This is a genomic window from Pantoea sp., from assembly GCF_032114055.1.
GTDB lineage: Bacteria > Pseudomonadota > Gammaproteobacteria > Enterobacterales > Enterobacteriaceae > Pantoea.
Map to the genome: position 1 here is coordinate 154104 of NZ_DAMCTB010000008.1, position 16473 is coordinate 170576.

At 56.9% G+C, this 16473-nt stretch carries 14 protein-coding genes; 7 read left to right on the forward strand and 7 right to left on the reverse strand.

Annotated features, from left to right (window positions below):
* Positions 1-29 precede the first annotated feature (29 nt).
* Positions 30-575 carry a ribosome biogenesis factor YjgA gene (gene yjgA / locus RT657_RS14495; RefSeq protein WP_313655291.1) on the forward strand — a complete coding sequence of 182 codons (546 nt, stop codon included), beginning with the start codon at positions 30-32 and terminating at the stop codon, positions 573-575.
* A 121-nt stretch (positions 576-696) separates the two neighbouring features.
* Here yjgA and mpl read toward each other — a convergent pair whose 3' ends face one another.
* Positions 697-2049, reverse strand: coding sequence for a UDP-N-acetylmuramate:L-alanyl-gamma-D-glutamyl-meso-diaminopimelate ligase (gene mpl, locus RT657_RS14500; RefSeq protein ID WP_313655293.1), 1353 nt, complete (start codon positions 2047-2049; stop codon positions 697-699).
* Positions 2050-2217: 168 nt separating this feature from the next.
* Here mpl and fbp point away from each other — a divergent pair, with 168 nt between their 5' ends.
* Positions 2218-3225, forward strand: a complete 1008-nt coding sequence (fbp, locus tag RT657_RS14505; protein WP_313655294.1) for a class 1 fructose-bisphosphatase — start codon at positions 2218-2220, stop codon at positions 3223-3225.
* Positions 3226-3366: 141 nt separating this feature from the next.
* On the opposite strand, the gene RT657_RS14510 is transcribed toward fbp, so the two are convergent.
* Positions 3367-4926, reverse strand: a complete 1560-nt coding sequence (locus RT657_RS14510; RefSeq protein WP_313655295.1) for a methyl-accepting chemotaxis protein — start codon at positions 4924-4926, stop codon at positions 3367-3369.
* Between the two features lie 171 nt (positions 4927-5097).
* On the opposite strand from RT657_RS14510, the gene RT657_RS14515 reads away from it, so the two are divergent.
* From RT657_RS14515 to ppa, 3 genes are all read left to right on the forward strand, one after another.
* Positions 5098-5508, forward strand: a complete 411-nt coding sequence (locus RT657_RS14515; RefSeq protein WP_313655296.1) for a lysozyme inhibitor LprI family protein — start codon at positions 5098-5100, stop codon at positions 5506-5508.
* Between the two features lie 57 nt (positions 5509-5565).
* Positions 5566-6015, forward strand: coding sequence for a DUF441 domain-containing protein (locus RT657_RS14520; RefSeq protein WP_313655297.1), 450 nt, complete (start codon positions 5566-5568; stop codon positions 6013-6015).
* 100 nt (positions 6016-6115) lie between these two features.
* On the forward strand, positions 6116-6646 hold the full coding sequence (ppa, locus tag RT657_RS14525) for an inorganic diphosphatase (protein WP_111139235.1): 531 nt from the start codon (positions 6116-6118) through the stop codon (positions 6644-6646).
* A gap of 58 nt (positions 6647-6704) precedes the next feature.
* On the opposite strand, the gene RT657_RS14530 is transcribed toward ppa, so the two are convergent.
* The 3 genes from RT657_RS14530 to RT657_RS14540 are packed head-to-tail and all read right to left on the reverse strand — an operon-like array spanning position 6705 to position 12540.
* Positions 6705-7058 (reverse strand): gamma-glutamylcyclotransferase, encoded by a 354-nt coding sequence (locus tag RT657_RS14530; RefSeq protein WP_313655299.1) that lies wholly within the window; start codon positions 7056-7058, stop codon positions 6705-6707.
* 2 nt (positions 7059-7060) lie between these two features.
* Positions 7061-10828 (reverse strand): translocation/assembly module TamB domain-containing protein, encoded by a 3768-nt coding sequence (locus tag RT657_RS14535; RefSeq protein ID WP_313655301.1) that lies wholly within the window; start codon positions 10826-10828, stop codon positions 7061-7063.
* A complete protein-coding gene (locus RT657_RS14540; RefSeq protein WP_313655347.1) occupies positions 10825-12540 on the reverse strand; it encodes an autotransporter assembly complex family protein in 1716 nt (571 codons plus the stop codon). Before RT657_RS14540 ends, RT657_RS14535 begins: the two co-directional genes overlap by 4 nt.
* A 518-nt stretch (positions 12541-13058) precedes the next feature.
* Here RT657_RS14540 and RT657_RS14545 point away from each other — a divergent pair.
* Complete coding sequence (locus RT657_RS14545; RefSeq protein WP_313655303.1) at positions 13059-14381, forward strand: hemolysin family protein; 1323 nt, start codon at positions 13059-13061, stop codon at positions 14379-14381.
* Positions 14382-14520: 139 nt separating this feature from the next.
* Here RT657_RS14545 and RT657_RS14550 read toward each other — a convergent pair whose 3' ends face one another.
* Entirely contained in the window at positions 14521-14727 is a 207-nt protein-coding gene (locus tag RT657_RS14550; RefSeq protein WP_003855513.1) for a DUF1107 domain-containing protein, read from the reverse strand.
* Positions 14728-15042: 315 nt separating this feature from the next.
* On the opposite strand from RT657_RS14550, the gene RT657_RS14555 reads away from it, so the two are divergent.
* Positions 15043-15600, forward strand: a complete 558-nt coding sequence (locus RT657_RS14555; RefSeq protein ID WP_313655305.1) for a YtfJ family protein — start codon at positions 15043-15045, stop codon at positions 15598-15600.
* A 47-nt stretch (positions 15601-15647) separates the two neighbouring features.
* On the opposite strand, the gene cysQ is transcribed toward RT657_RS14555, so the two are convergent.
* A complete protein-coding gene (cysQ, locus tag RT657_RS14560) occupies positions 15648-16391 on the reverse strand; it encodes a 3'(2'),5'-bisphosphate nucleotidase CysQ (RefSeq protein WP_313655308.1) in 744 nt (247 codons plus the stop codon).
* Positions 16392-16473: the final 82 nt, after the last annotated feature.

The following is a 16473-nucleotide window of genomic DNA, read 5'->3' on the forward strand; positions in this document are numbered from 1 at the left end:
ATTAGCCTCTTTTTTTTGGGAGCCCGGAAATGACCAGAAAGCCCGATGAGTGGCTCGACGATGTGCCAGATAATGACGAAGAAGAAGATGAAGAGATTATCTGGGTCAGTAAGAGTGAAATTAAACGCGATGCCGAAGAGTTAAAGCGCCTGGGTGCCGAACTGGTCGATCTGGGAAAAAACTCGCTGGACAAAATCCCGCTGGATGAGCGCCTGCGCACCGAGATCGAACTGGCACAGCGCATCAGAAAAGAGGGGCGTCGCCGTCAGCTGCAGCTAATCGGTAAACTGCTGCGCAGTATCGATGTCGAGCCTATCCGCGTTGCGCTGGACAAGCTCAAGAACCGCCACAATCAGCAGGTTGCACTGTTCCATAAACTGGAAATGTTGCGCGACCGTCTGATTGAGCAGGGTGATGAGGCGATGAGTGACGTGATCGCGCTTTATCCTGACGCCGATCGTCAGCAGTTACGCAGCATGATCCGTAACGCGCAGAAAGAGAAAGCGGGCAACAAGCCGCCGAAATCTGCCCGTCAGATCTTCCAGTATCTGCGCGAGCTGGCCGAAGCAAACTAAAGTCCTGCCTCGCTAAATTGACCGCGTTATCAGGCAGGTTAACGCGTGCCCGGATTGCTGCCGTCGGTCACGCCTGCATATCGACGGCAAAAAAAAGCGCCCGATGCGGGCGCCTGTCGTGTTACTGCAGTCTGTCCAGCAGCTTCTGATGAATTCCGCCAAAGCCGCCGTTGCTCATAACCAGGATCGAGTCGCCTGGCTGAGCGGCCTTTGCCACCATCTCCACCAGCGCGTCGATATCTGCACTCCAGTGGGCGGGCGGGATACAGGCTTCGGCGACATCGGAAACCTGCCACGGAATATGGTGTGGCTGGAACAGAAAGACCTCATCTGCACGCGCCAGTGACGGCGCCAGATCGTTTTTGCTGACGCCCATCTTCATGGTATTAGAACGCGGCTCCAGCACGGCCAGGATGCGTGCTCTGCCGCCGACCTTACTGCGCAGCGCGGCCAGCGTCGCCAGGATCGCGGTCGGATGATGCGCGAAATCATCATAGACCTTGATGCTGTTTACTTCGCCACGCAGTTCCAGCCGGCGACGGGCATTGATAAAGCTGTTCAGTGCCTGTCCGGCATCTTCCGGCCGGACACCCACGTGACGCGCGGCTGCAATCGCCATCAGGCCATTGTGCATGTTGTGCTCGCCCACCAGCGCCCAGTTCACTTCCCCGACTTTTTCACCGTCAAGCCACACTTCCCAGTGTGAGGCGTCAGTCGTCAGTTTCTTCGCCTGCCAGCGTCCGTGGTCGCCCACGCTCTCCTGCTCGCTCCAGCAGCCCATCGCCATCACCTGCTTCAGGTGAGGATCATGTTCCGGCAAGAGGATCCTGCCCTGTCCCGGCACGATCCGCACCAGATGGTGGAACTGCTTCTGGATAGCGCGCAGATCGTCAAAGATATCGGCGTGATCAAATTCGAGATTGTTAAGGATCAGGGTGCGTGGCGCGTAATGCACAAACTTGGAACGCTTGTCGAAAAACGCGCAGTCATACTCATCCGCTTCGATGACGAAGAATGGACTTTTTCCTAATTTTGCCGAGACATCGAAGTTTCCGGGCACACCACCAATAATGAAGCCGGGTTCAAGGCCGCAGGCCTCGAGAATCCACGCTGCCATGCCGGCTGTCGTGGTTTTGCCATGGGTTCCGGCCACTGCCAGCACCCAGCGGTCGCGCAGCACAAAATCATGCAGCCATTGCGGGCCAGAAAGGTAAGGAATGTTACGTTCCAGCACCGCTTCCACACAGGGATTACCCCGGGTCATCGCATTGCCGATAATCACCAGGTCAGGTGCCGGGTCAAGCTGGCTCGCGTCGTAACCTTCAGTTAATTCAATACCTTGCTGTTCGAGCAGCGTGCTCATTGGCGGGTAAACGTTGGCATCTGAACCGGTCACCTGATGACCCAGTGAGCGAGCCAGCACCGCCAGACCGCCCATAAACGTGCCACAAATCCCGAGGATGTGAATGCGCATAACATGATCCATTACTCAAAAGTTCGGCGCACAGTGTACCCCCGCTCGCAGACGGAAGAAACGGATTAGGACTATGGTTTTTGAAGTTCAATCGGCTAAACTGCGTACGCATCCGTTGGCAGACTGTTACGCGTGCTGCCACTCCATCGCAGATTCAGGGAATGTGTTATGAAAACGTTGGGCGAATTTATCGTCGAGAAGCAGCACGACTTTCCGCACGCCACAGGTGAACTGACGGCACTGATCTCAGCTATCAAGCTGGGTGCCAAAATCATTCACCGCGACATCAACAAAGCCGGGTTAGTGGATATCCTCGGTGCCAGTGGTGTGGAAAATGTTCAGGGTGAACAGCAGATGAAACTCGATCTGTTCGCCAATGAAAAACTCAAGGCAGCCCTGAAAGCGCGTGGCATCGTCGCCGGTATCGCTTCGGAGGAAGAAGATGAATTCGTGATCTTCGAAGGTGAGGAGAACGGCAAATATGTGGTGTTAATGGACCCGCTGGATGGTTCGTCTAACATTGACGTTAACGTTTCTGTCGGCACCATTTTCTCTATCTATCATCGCGTCAGCGAACCGGGTACACCGGTCGTTGAAGCGGACTTCATGCAGCCGGGTAACAAGCAGGTCGCTGCAGGCTATGTGGTTTACGGCTCATCCACCATGATGGTCTACACCACCGGCGTAGGTGTGCATGCGTTTACCTACGATCCGTCGCTGGGTGTATTCTGCCTGAGCCACGAACGTATGACCTATCCGGAGACCGGTTACACCTACTCCATCAACGAAGGCAACTACATCCGTTTCCCCCAGGGCGTGAAGAAATATCTGAAGTTCTGTCAGGAAGAGGATCTGCCGACCCATCGCCCTTACACCTCGCGTTACATCGGTTCGCTGGTTGCGGATTTCCATCGTAACCTGCTGAAAGGCGGCATCTACCTCTACCCAAGCACCGCCAGCCATCCTCAGGGCAAGCTGCGTCTGCTGTATGAGTGCAACCCGATGGCCTTCCTGGCCGAACAGGCGGGCGGTAAAGCCAGCGATGGTCAGCGTCGTATTCTGGATATTCCACCCGTCACGCTGCACCAGCGCTGCCCGTTCTACTGCGGTAATGAGGCGATGGTGAATGACGTTGAGCGTTTCCTGGCCGAGTTCCCGGATTGCCGTCAGGGCTAAGCCGGTCGCGGTTTAAGCCAGAAAAGTAAAAAGCCAGAGCGCGATTAACGTGCTCTGGCTTTTTTGATCCGGCGTGGCGATGATTCGACCGTCAGAGAGCCGCCGTTCGGGTCTGGGGGCGAGTTCCCCCTCCCCTGATCGTTACGCCGTCTGCAGTCTGAACTGCGCCATCGTAGCCTGAAGCTGATCGGACTGGGCTTCCAGCGACTGCGTCGCCGCTGTCGCCTGCTCCACCAGCGCGGCGTTCTGCTGCGCCGCCGCATCCATCTGTGTTACGGCCAGATTGACCTGCTCAATGCCGCGACTCTGCTCGTCGGAGGCCGTAGAGATCTCTTTCATCAATGCGGTAACGCGCATGACCTCACCCGAAATCTCATCCATCGTTTCCCCGGCGCGCGTCGCCATCTCACTGCCCTCTTTTACACGCGATTGTGAATCGCTGATTAGCGCGCGGATCTCTTTAGCGGCACTGGCGCTGCGCTGTGCCAGCGTGCGCACTTCGTTTGCCACCACCGCGAAACCCCGCCCCTGCTCACCTGCCCGCGCCGCTTCTACGGCGGCGTTGAGTGCCAGGATATTGGTCTGGAAAGCGATGCCGTCGATCACGCTGAGGATATCGCCAATACGATTGGCGCTGTCGGTGATCTCATGCATTTTTTCCATCACGTAGCTGACCACCTCCGCACCGCGATCGGCGGTGTCGGAGACGGCGTTCGCCAGCTTATGCGCCTGCTGAGCATTGCTGGCGTTCAGCCGGACCGTCGCCGTGAGCTGCTCCATGCTGGCTGCGGTCTGCTCCAGCGACGCCGCCGACTCTTCGGTGCGCTGCGACAGATTGACGTTGCCCGCAGCCAGTTCACGGCTGCCGATGTCGATCTGCATGCTGGCTTCGCGGACCTGGCTGACCGAGCGACGTAACGACGCCTGCATGTCGGTGAGCGCGCGGTTAAGCCGTCCCAGTTCGTTGTTGCTGGAGGGCGGCAGCACCTGAGACAGATCGCCTGTCGAAATCTGCTCAAGATGCACGATCGCGCTGTTCAGCGGCAGCAGCAGCAGCCGGCGTAACAGCTGCCAGGCGAGTACCAGCAGCATCAGGGTTAAGATCACCGCCACGGCGATCAGGATTTTCATTTTGGTTTCGTTGTGGGCCGCCTGCGCCAGCTGGGCCTGCGTCACCTGCCCAGCGAACTGACTGAAGTCAGTAACGGCTTTGTTGTAACCGGCCGCCAGCGTCGCCAGATTGCCTTCCAGCAGCTGGTAATATTCGTCGGTATACTGCTTATCCAGCGCGTCCATCATCGGCCTGATGCCCTGGTCGAGATAAGCTTTGTAGCTGGCTGCAATCGCATCCGCCAGCATTTTTCCGTGTGCCGTCACCGTTCCCGCATCAATAAAACGTTTCAGGTTCTGCTGGGATGACACCACATCGGCCTGTGACAGTTTTGTCACGGCCGCGCCCTCTTCCAGCATACCAATCTCAATTTTTCGCACCGCCAGCGCCGCGTTGGCGCGGGCTCGCATCAGATCGGCATTGCTCTGATAAAGACTGTTCAGCTCAATCCCCTGAATGCGGTTGATCACATCCAGCGAGCGATTGCCTTTATTAATTGCCACAATTCCCATAAAACTCACCGCCAACAGCAGCAGTGTCATAAATGCCAGCAGCGCCAGCAACCCCGTGCGAAGTGATATCTGTTTCATCCTGATGATTTCCATGTGTGAAAAAAGGCGAAATTTACGCGGCCCTAAAGCGCAAGAGGTATCGGCAATAACGGTGCGAAACTTTAACCCGGATGAATTGCGTGTTAACAACTTGATCATCCAGGCAACATCCAGCAAGCTGATCGCCGCCCTTTTTTTCCGGAGAAACCGATGAAACCAGGATTGTTTCTGATGCTGCTGCTTGTCAGTGCCGCAACGATGGCAGAGGATCTGAAATCCGGCGCGTCCCTTGATCGCTGCCTGGATAAGGCCACAACGACGCTTGCCATGAATCAGTGCTATGCGGCGGCGACCCAGGCCTGGGATCAGACGATGAATACGCAATACACCCAGCTGATGACGCGTCTCAGCGGGGAGGAAAAAACAACGCTGCGGCGCGCGCAGCGCGCATGGCTGAACTACCGCGATCGCTGGCTTGAGGCCAGCCGGCGTCAGCTTAAAAATCAGGGCACGCTGGGCAGCGTCGCCCTGAGCGCCCAGGAGATGCACCTGGTGCGCAATCAGGCGCTGATGTTGCAGTCGCTGGGTAAAGGCAGTTGCGCGAATCCGGATGATTGCTGACTCCAGTGGCTGTCACGCTGGCGACTCAGTGCGCCCCCTCACCTTCAGGAAAATACCATGGCTGCTTACGCCTCAACCCTTATTCTTATCGGCCTCGCCGTACTGAGCTACTTCGTTCACAACACGGCGGTCACGATCTCTATTCTGGTCCTGCTGGCCATTAAACTGACCCCGCTCTCCCACTTTTTCCCCTATGTGGAAAAACAGGGCATTACTCTGGGCATCATTATCCTGACCGTGGCAGTGATGGCGCCGCTGGCCAGCGGTTCGCTGCCCGCCTCGTCGCTGATTAAGTCGTTTGCTAACTGGCAGTCGATTGTGGCGATCCTGGTGGGGATTTTCGTGGCCTGGCTGGGCGGACGGGGCGTGAATTTTATGAGCGCACAGCCTTCGGTGATTGGCGGGCTTTTGATCGGCACAGTTATCGGCGTCGCATTCTTCCGGGGCGTGCCGGTAGGACCACTGATTGCTGCAGGAATTGTTTCGCTGTTAGTGGCCGCAAAGTAGCGTTTGGGCGCATTCCGAAACGCTAAAAAGAGGGCATACTTTCAGAGTCAGTTGGCTATAATAGCCGACACTCAACACACGACCATTGAAGGAATACCCGATGAGTTTGAACCAGGTGCCAGCAGGTAAAGACCTGCCAGAAGATATCTACGTTGTCATTGAGATCCCAGCAAATGCTGATCCGATCAAATATGAAGTTGATAAAGAGTCTGGCGCCCTGTTTGTAGACCGTTTCATGTCTACTGCGATGTTCTATCCGTGCAACTACGGTTACATCAACAACACCCTTTCTCTGGATGGTGACCCGGTTGACGTACTGGTTCCGACCCCGTATCCACTGGTTCCAGGCTCAGTGATCCGCTGCCGTCCGGTTGGCGTGCTGAAAATGACCGACGAGTCTGGCGAAGATGCCAAACTGGTTGCCGTTCCGCACACCAAGCTCTCTAAAGAGTACGATCACATCAAAGATGTGAACGATCTGCCAGAACTGCTGCGCGCTCAGATCACCCACTTCTTTGAGCACTACAAAGATCTGGAAAAAGGCAAATGGGTGAAAGTGGATGGCTGGGACAATGCTGAAGCCGCTAAAGCCGAAATCATCTCCTCTTACGAGCGTGCGCAGAAGAAATAATTCTGCTGCCGGTTGGTGAGTCGAAAAAAAACACCGTCCATCTGGACGGTGTTTTTATTCAGGCCTCTGGCGCCTCATCGCGCTTCAGCCAGTCTCCACTCGTGATGCGCTGGCGTCCTGCCACTGAGCGTTGATAGACATAAAGCCATGCACTGCCAAACGGCGTCTGAGTCAGATAACGTTTGTACTCTCCCCCTTTGGTACGGAGCGCATCCAGCTCCGCCAGGGTTGAGGCATCAATGCGGTACACTTCGCAATGTACCGTTCCGTTGCCCTCAATTACGCCGGGATAATGGCCCAGATTGTAAAGCTCGAAGCCCTCAATCTGGTGATCACCCAGCCACTGCGCATTTGTCATCCAGTGACTGTTTCCCTGTTTGCGCCGTAAACTGCCGTAGACAATTATTCGCATTGCTAAAACTCAAACTGATAGAGCAAATCGAGAGCCTGATCCACACCGGACACGGCTTCCAGATAGAGTTTGGGCATCAGGCGGTAACGCAAGGTTAACGTCGCCAGTGAATCAAATATGCCAACACCGTATTTTACCTGCAGACCCGGCAGCACATAGCCGCTGACCTGCACCTGCTGGCTGTCGCCAACACCCGCAGTATCAACAGCAAGATTGCTGACACCGAATGTCTCCCCGATTTTACCCACAACCTGCCCACTTTGTGCAACCCCTAAGCCAACAAGGGCCGAAGTCAGTGCGTTACTGTCGCCATCGCTGCCTAATCCCTGACCACGCAGCAGGTAAGAGAGCGCTTCCTGTTGCGACATCGCCGGATCGGAGAAGACTTCCGCTTTCGGCTCATCCGCCAGACCGGTGACGCGCAGGCCCGCCGTAACCCCATCTTCGGTCGCATCCGGGTTACGAATCGCTTCGAGATTGACGTAAGGCTGATCCGGCGGACCGGCAAACTGCAGCTCGCCTTTACGCACGATCAGATCCTGACCATAGGCATGGAAACGACCGGAGGGGATGTTGATCTGCCCATTCAGACCCAGTCCGGATTTATCCTGCACCATCTTCAGATCGCCGTTCAGTTTTGCCTTCAGGCCAAATGCGGAGAGCCGCACATCGTTGCCGACATGGATCACCAGATTACTGTTGATCGGGATCGAGGCGGTTTTCGGTGCAATCGGCTTAAGCTGCTCATCCAGCATCACCTCATCGGATGAAACCCCGGTGGCGCTCTCCGGCACTTCCTGCACCGTGATACGCGCCCACGGAATATCAACCCGCCCATCCAGGTTAAAGGCGGCTGGCGTCGCTTCAAACACCAGATCCGGTGAGACATCCATCCGCACCATCGGCGGTACCGTGACGCGCACCCGGCTGCCCTGCGCTGCGATGCGCGCGCGCCAGTTATCGAGCTGGCTCCAGTCCGCATTACCGCTAAGGTTGATGTTCCCCTGGGTGGTCTGCACCAGACCGTTCAGGGTCGAACTCATGCCGTTGAACACCACATTCAGATTGGCATTGGTCAGATCCACCGGCATAAAGTTGCCATCCACATCCACCCCGGTCAGGCCCAGCTGGCCAAATACCTGTGGTTGCTGAATGCTGCCGCCCAGGCGCAGAGCGCTGTTCAGGTTGCCCTTGATCTTTTCGCCCTGCATCAGCGCAGGATTCAGCATCGCCAGCGAGAGATTGCGAATATTGACGTTACCGCCCAGTGTGCGACGGTTTTGCGGATCGGTGATCTGCACGTTGCCATCGAGCTGGCCGTTTCCGGCGATGCGGAGCAGCCAGTCGAGCTGGGCGCGTCCGTTGCGCAGCGCGGCATTAAGGTTCAGCGTGTCAAAGGCGATCGGCAGGCTGTTACCCTGCACATCCTGCACCACTTTCACGCCGTTGCCTTTTAGCGCCACGGTGCCGGTCGGCAGTCCGCCGTCTGCGGTCCAGTTCACGCGCACATCTCCGCTGAACAGGCCGCTCAGTTGTGTGGCATCCGGCATAAAGGGTTTAACCATCGCCAGGTCAAAGCGGTTCAGCACCACGTGCGCATGGCCTGCTGGCCCGGCTTCAACCGACTCCGGTACGCAGAGCTGCGCATTGGGGTTCTGCCAGCAGTGCGGGCCAATCGTCGCCGTCTGGCGGCTGTTTAGGTAGTCAATTGCCATTGCGCGGGTCAGACGCCACTCTCCGACCGGCGTATCAAAACGCGTGTCGTTGAGCGACCCTTTCCAGCGTTCGGTCTGGCGATCAAAGCTGCCGTTCAGCGCCAGCTGGCCGGAGACCGGCTTGCCCTGCACAGTGAGCTTCAGCTGATGCTGCTTTTCGTTACCGTCGGCGTTCAGCGTCAGCAGGCTGATGTTCAGCGCATCCTGCTTCAGCTGCTCGACGCGCAGTTGCAGCTTGCCCGCGACCTGCTCGCCGGAACGAACGTCACCGTTCAGCGTGACGCGGTTAATCTGCATCTGCTGCCAGCGTAGCCCGCGACCATTGAGGTCGGCCAGCAGCTGCGGCGCTTTCAGGGTGCCGCGCGCTTTAAGAGTGCCGTTAATGACGCCGCCCAGGCCCGGCAGCGCATTGTCGAGCTGCGGCGCGTTGATGCTGGCGTCGAGATCCAGGCTGTCGCCCAGCGCTCCTTTAACATCCAGATGGTTGCGGCCCAGCGCCAGTTTGATGCCCGGCACCGTCCACTGGTTGTAGCTGTTACCGGTCAGCGAGCCGTCTGCAGTTACCGCGTTCTGTTTCACATTGCCTTTGAGCTGCAGCTGCGGCACGCTCAGCTGCCAGCTGCCGCCATAGAGACTGCCGCGGGTGGTGATCCTGCCATCCAGCCGCGCGGGCCAGTCGGGATACTGTTTTGCCGTGTTGATGCCCGCCAGCGTCAGTTCACTGCGCCAGCTAATCGCTTTGTGCCAGTCCACCAGCGCGGTGAGGTCAATATTGCCCTGCAGCGCGGCAATGCGCAGACGGTCAAGGCTGAACTGTTCGACATTGCCCTTACCGGTCAGCGACACGCTGGCCGGCGGCACCGATTCCCCCTTCACAGCGGTCTGCAGTGACATCACATAGTCGGTGGCCTTGCCTTTGAACTGATAATCCAGCTTATCCGCCTGATACTGCACCGGGCCGGTTAACGGCCAGCGCAGCTGCGGACTGGTCAGCTGCAATGACAACGGCAGTCCCGCCACCGCCAGCTGCGTCGTGGCATCCAGCTGCGCGTTGACCGGACCTGAGAGGTTCAGCCCCAGCTTCAGCTCGTCACGCATCGCGCCATTCAGTTTCAGCGCCAGCTTTTCGCCTTTAATCGGGTCGGTATTGACCGTGCCGTTCAGGGCAAAATCGACCGGCCAGTTATCCGCAAGCGTCGCCTGTCCGCTGCCGTTAAGCTTGCCCAGGTTCGAGTCCACTTCCAGCGTCGTCAGCTGCATCTGACGATCGGCGGTTCTGGCTTTCAGCAGCAGCCGGCTGACCGAAATATCGGTGTCGCCGGTGATACGCAGCTGTTCACCCAGAATCTGCTGCACATCAATATCCAGCGGCAGACGGAAATCGGGCAATGCGGGCAGCAGAGGCTGCGCAAACATCGCCTGCAGCGTTTCACCCAGCGGCTTCTCAGCGGGATGGGGCTGCTGCACTTTTGGCTGCACCACCTCTTCATTCACGACTTTCGCCGCCTTTGGCAGCGCAATCAGCAGGCTTTGAATATGGGTCGGATTCAGCGTCAGCGCGCGATCCTGCCACTGCAGGCCGGTGGTGAAATCGAGCAGCGAGATCGCCGTGTCATCAACCTTCACATTGATATTGTGCAGGCCAAGATGCGTCAGCGTGATCGGGTATGGCGTGCTGAGGTTCGTGTTGCCACTCTCCTCTTCCGGCGCCTGCGCGGCAGGCGTCATCTTTTTGCTGTCGACCACTACGCTGATGTCGCGCAGGGAGATGTCATTCACGCAGACTGAGGAGTGCAGCAGACAGTTAAGATTGACGGCCAGATGGATCTGCCCGGCATCCACGCTGACGCCCGGCATCTCGTAACGCAGACCGTTAAGCGTCAGGTTACGCCAGCCGCCGTCCACCTGTTTAATCGAGAGGCCCGGTACCCAGCGCGATGCGCCCTTCAGCACCAGATGCAGCCCCGGCGTGGTGCCAATTAAAAACGCCACGCCGCCCAGCAGCAGCACCAGAAAGATCAGAATACCGATCAGGACCTTTTTCCACAGCTTCATAGTTCAGGCCCCAGTCCTACGTAAAATTGCAATCCATGCTCCTCGTCATCGCCAATGGGCCTGGCGATATCAAATTTGATGGGTCCGACCGGTGAAGACCAGCGCACACCGACACCCGCGCCGGTCTTGACGTTGCTTTGTTTGATGTCGTTCACCGCTTCGCCGGAGTCCACAAACACGGCTCCCCACCATTTACCGGTGACGTTGTACTGATACTCCAGCGACCCGGTGGCCAGTTTTGAGGCCCCCGTGAGTTTGCCATCCTCGTCGCGCGGGGAGATATTTTTGTATTTATAGCCACGAATACTGCGGTCACCGCCGGCAAAAAAGCGCAGATCCGGCGGCACTTTCTCGAAATCGTTGGTTTCGATCCAGCCCAGATTGCCGCGGGCCACAAAGCGATGGCTATCGCCCAGGGTGCGGATCCAGACGTTTTGCGCCTGCAGGATCAGGAAGTCGACGTCAGATCCCCAGGTGGTGTCTGAGACATCGACGGAGTAACGCTGCGTATCGCCCCAGGTGGGCATCAGGCCGCCACGCGAACGGGTGCGGTTCACGCTGACGCCCGGATAGAGCAGCATGGTGGTGTTGGTTACATTGCCCTGGGTAAAGTGGTCCAGGCTCCAGCGCAGATTGACGGCCTTCTGCCAGCCGCTGCTGCTGTCCCAGTTGCGCGACACGGCAAGCGTGCTGGTATCGGCTTTGGTGTCGTTGAGGTCGGTTCGCTTCAGGCCGCCGGAGAAAGTGTAGTACTGCTCCAGCGGACTTTTCAGCAGCGGTACTTTGTAGCTTAAATCGACCTGCTGTTCGGGCGCAGAGACATAGGCGCTGGCCGTCAGGCTATGGCCACGGTCATTGACCCAGGGTTTCTTCCAGGTTCCCTTCAGGCGGGGCCCCACATCGGTGGAGTAGCCGACACCGGTTTCAATCGTGTTTTCAACGCGGGGCGACAGGGCGGCGTTCAGCGGCAGCACCTTACTCTTCCGGCCCTTGCTGAATTCCGGCGCGACCACCACCGAATTAAACCAGCCGGTCGCGGAGAGGCGGCGGTTCAGCTCGGCCAGATCGCGGGAGCTGTAGTAATCCCCCTCTTTAAAGGGCACCAGATTTTGCAGGTACGCTTCGCGGATCTGCGAGCCCTGGAAGGTCACGTCGCCGAAGCGATAACGCTCGCCGCTGTCGTAATCGATATCCCAGAAGGCTTCATGCCGCTCGACCGACACGCCAAGCTGGCTCTTTTTAAAGGTGCCGTCGAAGTAACCGTTGCGCAGGGCGAGATTAGAGAAGCCGCTCTTGAATTTGTCATATTGCCCGTGATTGAGCTGGGTGCCCACTTTTGGCCGCCCCTGCTTTACCCAGGCTTTGTAATCGGCGTCGTTGCGCGCATCGCCTTCTACGACGATGGTACTGCCACCGATTTTAACCGGCTGGCCCGGGGTCACTTTTGCCACCAGCACCGGGCGTCCGCCCTGCGCAGGCGCAGGACGGGATTCGAAATCGATTGTGGGTTCGTAATAGCCGAGTGCGCGCAGCCCCTCTTTTATCGCGACGGAGACGCGGGCACGAAAACGGCCATCGTTTGAAACCTCATCGCTGCCAATGGTTGACAGGCGGGCCCTGACATTCTTTTGCAAATCCCCGGTTAAGCCCTCTACCTGCAATCGCACGGTCGCCGCCTCAAGGGCGGGCGCGGCAAGCAGCAGGCTGGCCATGCAATATATGTAAAATCGTGGCACCTGGACTCCTGTTAATCATGCCGGCCCCTTTTCCACGGGGCATTTATTAATCATCTTTGCCCGCACTACCGCTACGGCAACACCCTCATCATAGCCGCACTTTATGGTAAACGGCGACGCCACGCTGACATCTAAGTCAAATAACGTCACATTGTCGGCAAATGACGGGGGGGATACAACTCCTGCGCAAGGGAATGATCGGCCCGGAGCGACGCACTCAGATAAATCCGGAGTACGCAGCGGGCACGCTGGCCCCGGATGCGTCGTGACAGGGTGATTTTGCCCTCTGGCGGCATGATGAGCGCTCCTGCTATAATCTGCCACCACAGGCATCCCGCCTGTTTTCATTTCTGCCCCGACATCTCATTCTCTGTCGATATGGCGCAGACATTTTTGGCACGGATAGCTCTGTTTCATGGATAAACCCGCTCTGTTTGCGCTTACCCACGCTGCCCAGGCCAAAAATGACATGTGGATAACCCTTTGGATCTCCTATGTTAGATAGCTTACTTGTCATTCTGTTGCTGATCGTAATCAGTGCTTTTTTTTCTCTGTCAGAGATCTCGCTGGCCGCTGCCCGTAAGATCAAACTGAAACTGCTGGCCGATGAAGGCAATGTCAATGCGCAGCGCGTGCTGAAAATGCAGGAAACGCCGGGCATGTTTTTCACCGTGGTGCAGATTGGCCTCAACGCCGTCGCCATCCTGGGCGGTATCGTCGGTGACGCGGCGTTTTCACCGGTCTTCCGCGGCCTGTTCGATCAGTTTGTCTCACCGGAGCTGGCCGAGCAGCTCAGCTTTATCTGCTCCTTCACCATCGTCACCAGCATGTTTATCCTGTTCGCCGACTTAACCCCGAAACGGGTCGGCATGGTGGCACCGGAAACCATCGCGCTGCGCATCATCAACCCGATGCGCTTCTGTCTGCTGATTATGCGCCCGCTGGTATGGCTGTTTAATGGCCTGGCTAACGTCTTCTTCCGTCTCTTTAAACTGCCAATGGTGCGTAAAGATGACATCACCTCCGACGATATCTACGCGGTCGTTGAGGCAGGTGCGCTGGCCGGGGTGCTGCGTAAGCAGGAGCATGAGCTGATTGAAAACGTGTTCGAGCTGGAGTCGCGTACCGTTCCCTCTTCCATGACCTCGCGTGAGAATATTGTCTGGTTTGATCTGCACGAAGATGAAGCCAGCCTGAAAACGAAAATCGCCGAGCATCCGCACTCCAAGTTTTTAGTCTGTAGCGGCGACATTGACCATATCGTCGGTTACGTCGACTCGAAAGAGCTGCTGCTGCGCGTGCTGGGCAATCAGAGCATGGCGCTGAACAGCGGCCTGCAGATTCGCTCCGCGCTGATCGTGCCGGATACGCTGACCCTTTCCGAAGCGCTGGAAAGCTTTAAAACCGCCGGTGAAGATTTCGCGGTGATCATGAACGAATATGCGCTGGTTGTCGGCATCATTACCCTGAATGACGTGATGACCACGCTGATGGGCGATCTGGTTGGTCAGGGGATGGAAGAGCAGATCGTCGCCCGTGACGAGAACTCATGGCTGGTTGAAGGCGGCACACCGATCGATGACGTTATGCGTGTGCTGGACATTGATGAGTTCCCGCAGTCCGGCAACTACGAAACCATCGGTGGCTTCATGATGTACATGCTGCGTAAAATCCCGAAACGCACCGACTTTGTGAAGTTCGCGGGTTACAAATTCGAGGTGGTGGATATCGACAGCTACCGTATTGATCAGCTGCTGGTGACCCGCATCGATGAGCGACCGCCGGTGCTGAGTATGACCAAAAGCGAAGACGAGTAGAACCAGTCAGGGCCTGTTCCGCCAGGCGTGGGGTTTCAGAGGGCGGGCGTCTGTGAAAGGGGTGATAGGCCCGGTTCAGAGTGATGACGCAGATAATCTGACCGCAAAAGCATCAAGGGCGCCATCGGCGCCCTTGTCTTTAGTTGAACTCAAGCTTGAGACGCACGACCTGGCGGTTAATTTCTGACATCACGCTCAGATGCTGTTTGTCTTTGACACGCGGAATAAGGACTTTTCCCTTATCAAATTCGAACGCGCCAACGTCCTTGATATACAACCTTCCTTTGAACAGCGTTTTTACATATTTCGCTATCTGCAGCGGATTATAGCGCTGGAAGATTTTCATACTGACTAACTCCTGTACATTTTTAAAGCACGCTTCGCCGTTTCCAAATTTGGTGCCAGCCCATGAAGCGCGAATTCGCGATAACTATAGAACACTGAAACTACGTCGTGTTCCGAAAAGTGAATTTTTTTACTGAATTGACACATCATTACAGAACAGTCTGTTATCAGGCTGATGCAACACAGTATAAACCTTCATTGGTTAAGGAATTGTGGCGGGCATAACAAACCTGACACCTTTCCAGGACAGGCGCATCATCCCTGCTTACTATTGCAGTAAAATGACTAACTGGTCTGATCACTTAAGGAAATAGCAATGCGAACAATTCTGGCCGCGCTGACGCTCTCGTTTCTGATTCCGGCAGGCGTTATGGCACACGATCTGAGACAGGAGACGCGCGTTCCGGCAGTAGGCGTCAACGACAAAGGTGAACTTATCCTGCAGCAGGAGAAGTTTAGCTACAAAAACTGGAATAGCGCGCAGCTGAGCGGAAAAGTTCGCGTTATCCAGCATATTGCTGGTCGCTCATCCGCGAAGCAGATGAATGCGGCGCTGATCGAAGCGATCAAGGCCGCGAAACTGCCCCACGATCGTTATCAGACCACAACGATTGTGAACACCGATGATGCAATCCCCGGTACGGGCATGTTCGTGCGTAGCAGCATCGAAACCAATAAACAGCAGTATCCGTGGTCGCAGTTTATCGTCGACAGCAAGGGTGACGTGCAGCGAGCCTGGCAGCTTCAGCCGGGCAGCTCTGCTATCGTGGTGCTGGATAAACAGGGCAAAGTGAAATTCGTGAAGGATGGTGCGCTGACGCAGGATGAGGTGACACAGGTCATCGCGCTGCTCAACGCGCTGCTAAAGGCGTAACGGAAGAACCCCGGCGTGGCCGGGGTTTTTCAGGTCTTCGCGACGCCTTAAAACAGCGAAACGCGGAAGCCAGGGTTAAGAAAGGACTCACGCGGCGTGTAGTCCAGCGTTCTGCCCTGCCAGTCATGCACATGCGCGCCCGCCGCCATCGCCACCGCGTGACCCGCGCCCGTATCCCAGATGTTGGTCGGCCCGAAGCGGGGATAAAGCTGGGCTTTTCCTTCCGCCACCAGGCAGAATTTCAGCGAGGAGCCGGTCGCGACGGTCTGATGCTCACCAAGCTGCTTCAGATACTCTTTCATCTCATCGTCGTCGCCATGAGAGCGGCTCACCACTACCAGCGGCGGCCGGGCGTCACGCACGTGAATCTGCTCACGCTGACCGCCCTCCTCTTTCCACGCTTTGCCTTCGGCTGCGGAGTACATCACGTCCAGCACCGGCGCGTAGACCACACCCATCACCGGCTTGCCCGCCTCGATCAGCGCGATATTCACGGTAAACTCACCGTTGCGCTTGATAAACTCTTTGGTGCCATCCAGCGGATCGACCAGCCAGTAGCGCTGCCAGTGCTGACGCACCTCCCAGGCAGGTGGATCCTCCTCTGACAGGACAGGTAAATCAGGCGTCAGCGCCCTGAGGCCCGCCAGGATCACCTTGTGCGCGGCGATATCCGCGGCGGTGACCGGCGAATCATCCGATTTGTGAGAAACGTCAAGCGGCGCGGCGCCGTCATAGACCTGCATAATCGCGTCGCCTGCATCGCGTGCCAGCTGGCAGAGTTGCTCTAACATTTTTCACCTCATTATGTCGATCTGCTGCAGGAAGAGCTCAGCGTCAGATAGTGACATTTTAGCAGTTTCGGCTGATGCCCTT

Excerpts from the sequence above, each read along its gene's own strand:
- yjgA (WP_313655291.1), top strand. The coding sequence starts at position 30 with ATGACCAGAAAGCCCGATGAGTGGCTCGACGATGTGCCAGATAATGAC.
- mpl (WP_313655293.1), bottom strand. The coding sequence starts at position 2,049 with ATGCGCATTCACATCCTCGGGATTTGTGGCACGTTTATGGGCGGTCTG.
- fbp (WP_313655294.1), top strand. The coding sequence starts at position 2,218 with ATGAAAACGTTGGGCGAATTTATCGTCGAGAAGCAGCACGACTTTCCG.
- RT657_RS14510 (WP_313655295.1), bottom strand. The coding sequence starts at position 4,926 with ATGAAACAGATATCACTTCGCACGGGGTTGCTGGCGCTGCTGGCATTT.
- RT657_RS14515 (WP_313655296.1), top strand. The coding sequence starts at position 5,098 with ATGAAACCAGGATTGTTTCTGATGCTGCTGCTTGTCAGTGCCGCAACG.
- RT657_RS14520 (WP_313655297.1), top strand. The coding sequence starts at position 5,566 with ATGGCTGCTTACGCCTCAACCCTTATTCTTATCGGCCTCGCCGTACTG.
- ppa (WP_111139235.1), top strand. The coding sequence starts at position 6,116 with ATGAGTTTGAACCAGGTGCCAGCAGGTAAAGACCTGCCAGAAGATATC.
- RT657_RS14530 (WP_313655299.1), bottom strand. The coding sequence starts at position 7,058 with ATGCGAATAATTGTCTACGGCAGTTTACGGCGCAAACAGGGAAACAGT.
- RT657_RS14535 (WP_313655301.1), bottom strand. The coding sequence starts at position 10,828 with ATGAAGCTGTGGAAAAAGGTCCTGATCGGTATTCTGATCTTTCTGGTG.
- RT657_RS14540 (WP_313655347.1), bottom strand. The coding sequence starts at position 12,540 with ATGGCCAGCCTGCTGCTTGCCGCGCCCGCCCTTGAGGCGGCGACCGTG.
- RT657_RS14545 (WP_313655303.1), top strand. The coding sequence starts at position 13,059 with ATGTTAGATAGCTTACTTGTCATTCTGTTGCTGATCGTAATCAGTGCT.
- RT657_RS14550 (WP_003855513.1), bottom strand. The coding sequence starts at position 14,727 with ATGAAAATCTTCCAGCGCTATAATCCGCTGCAGATAGCGAAATATGTA.
- RT657_RS14555 (WP_313655305.1), top strand. The coding sequence starts at position 15,043 with ATGCGAACAATTCTGGCCGCGCTGACGCTCTCGTTTCTGATTCCGGCA.
- cysQ (WP_313655308.1), bottom strand. The coding sequence starts at position 16,391 with ATGTTAGAGCAACTCTGCCAGCTGGCACGCGATGCAGGCGACGCGATT.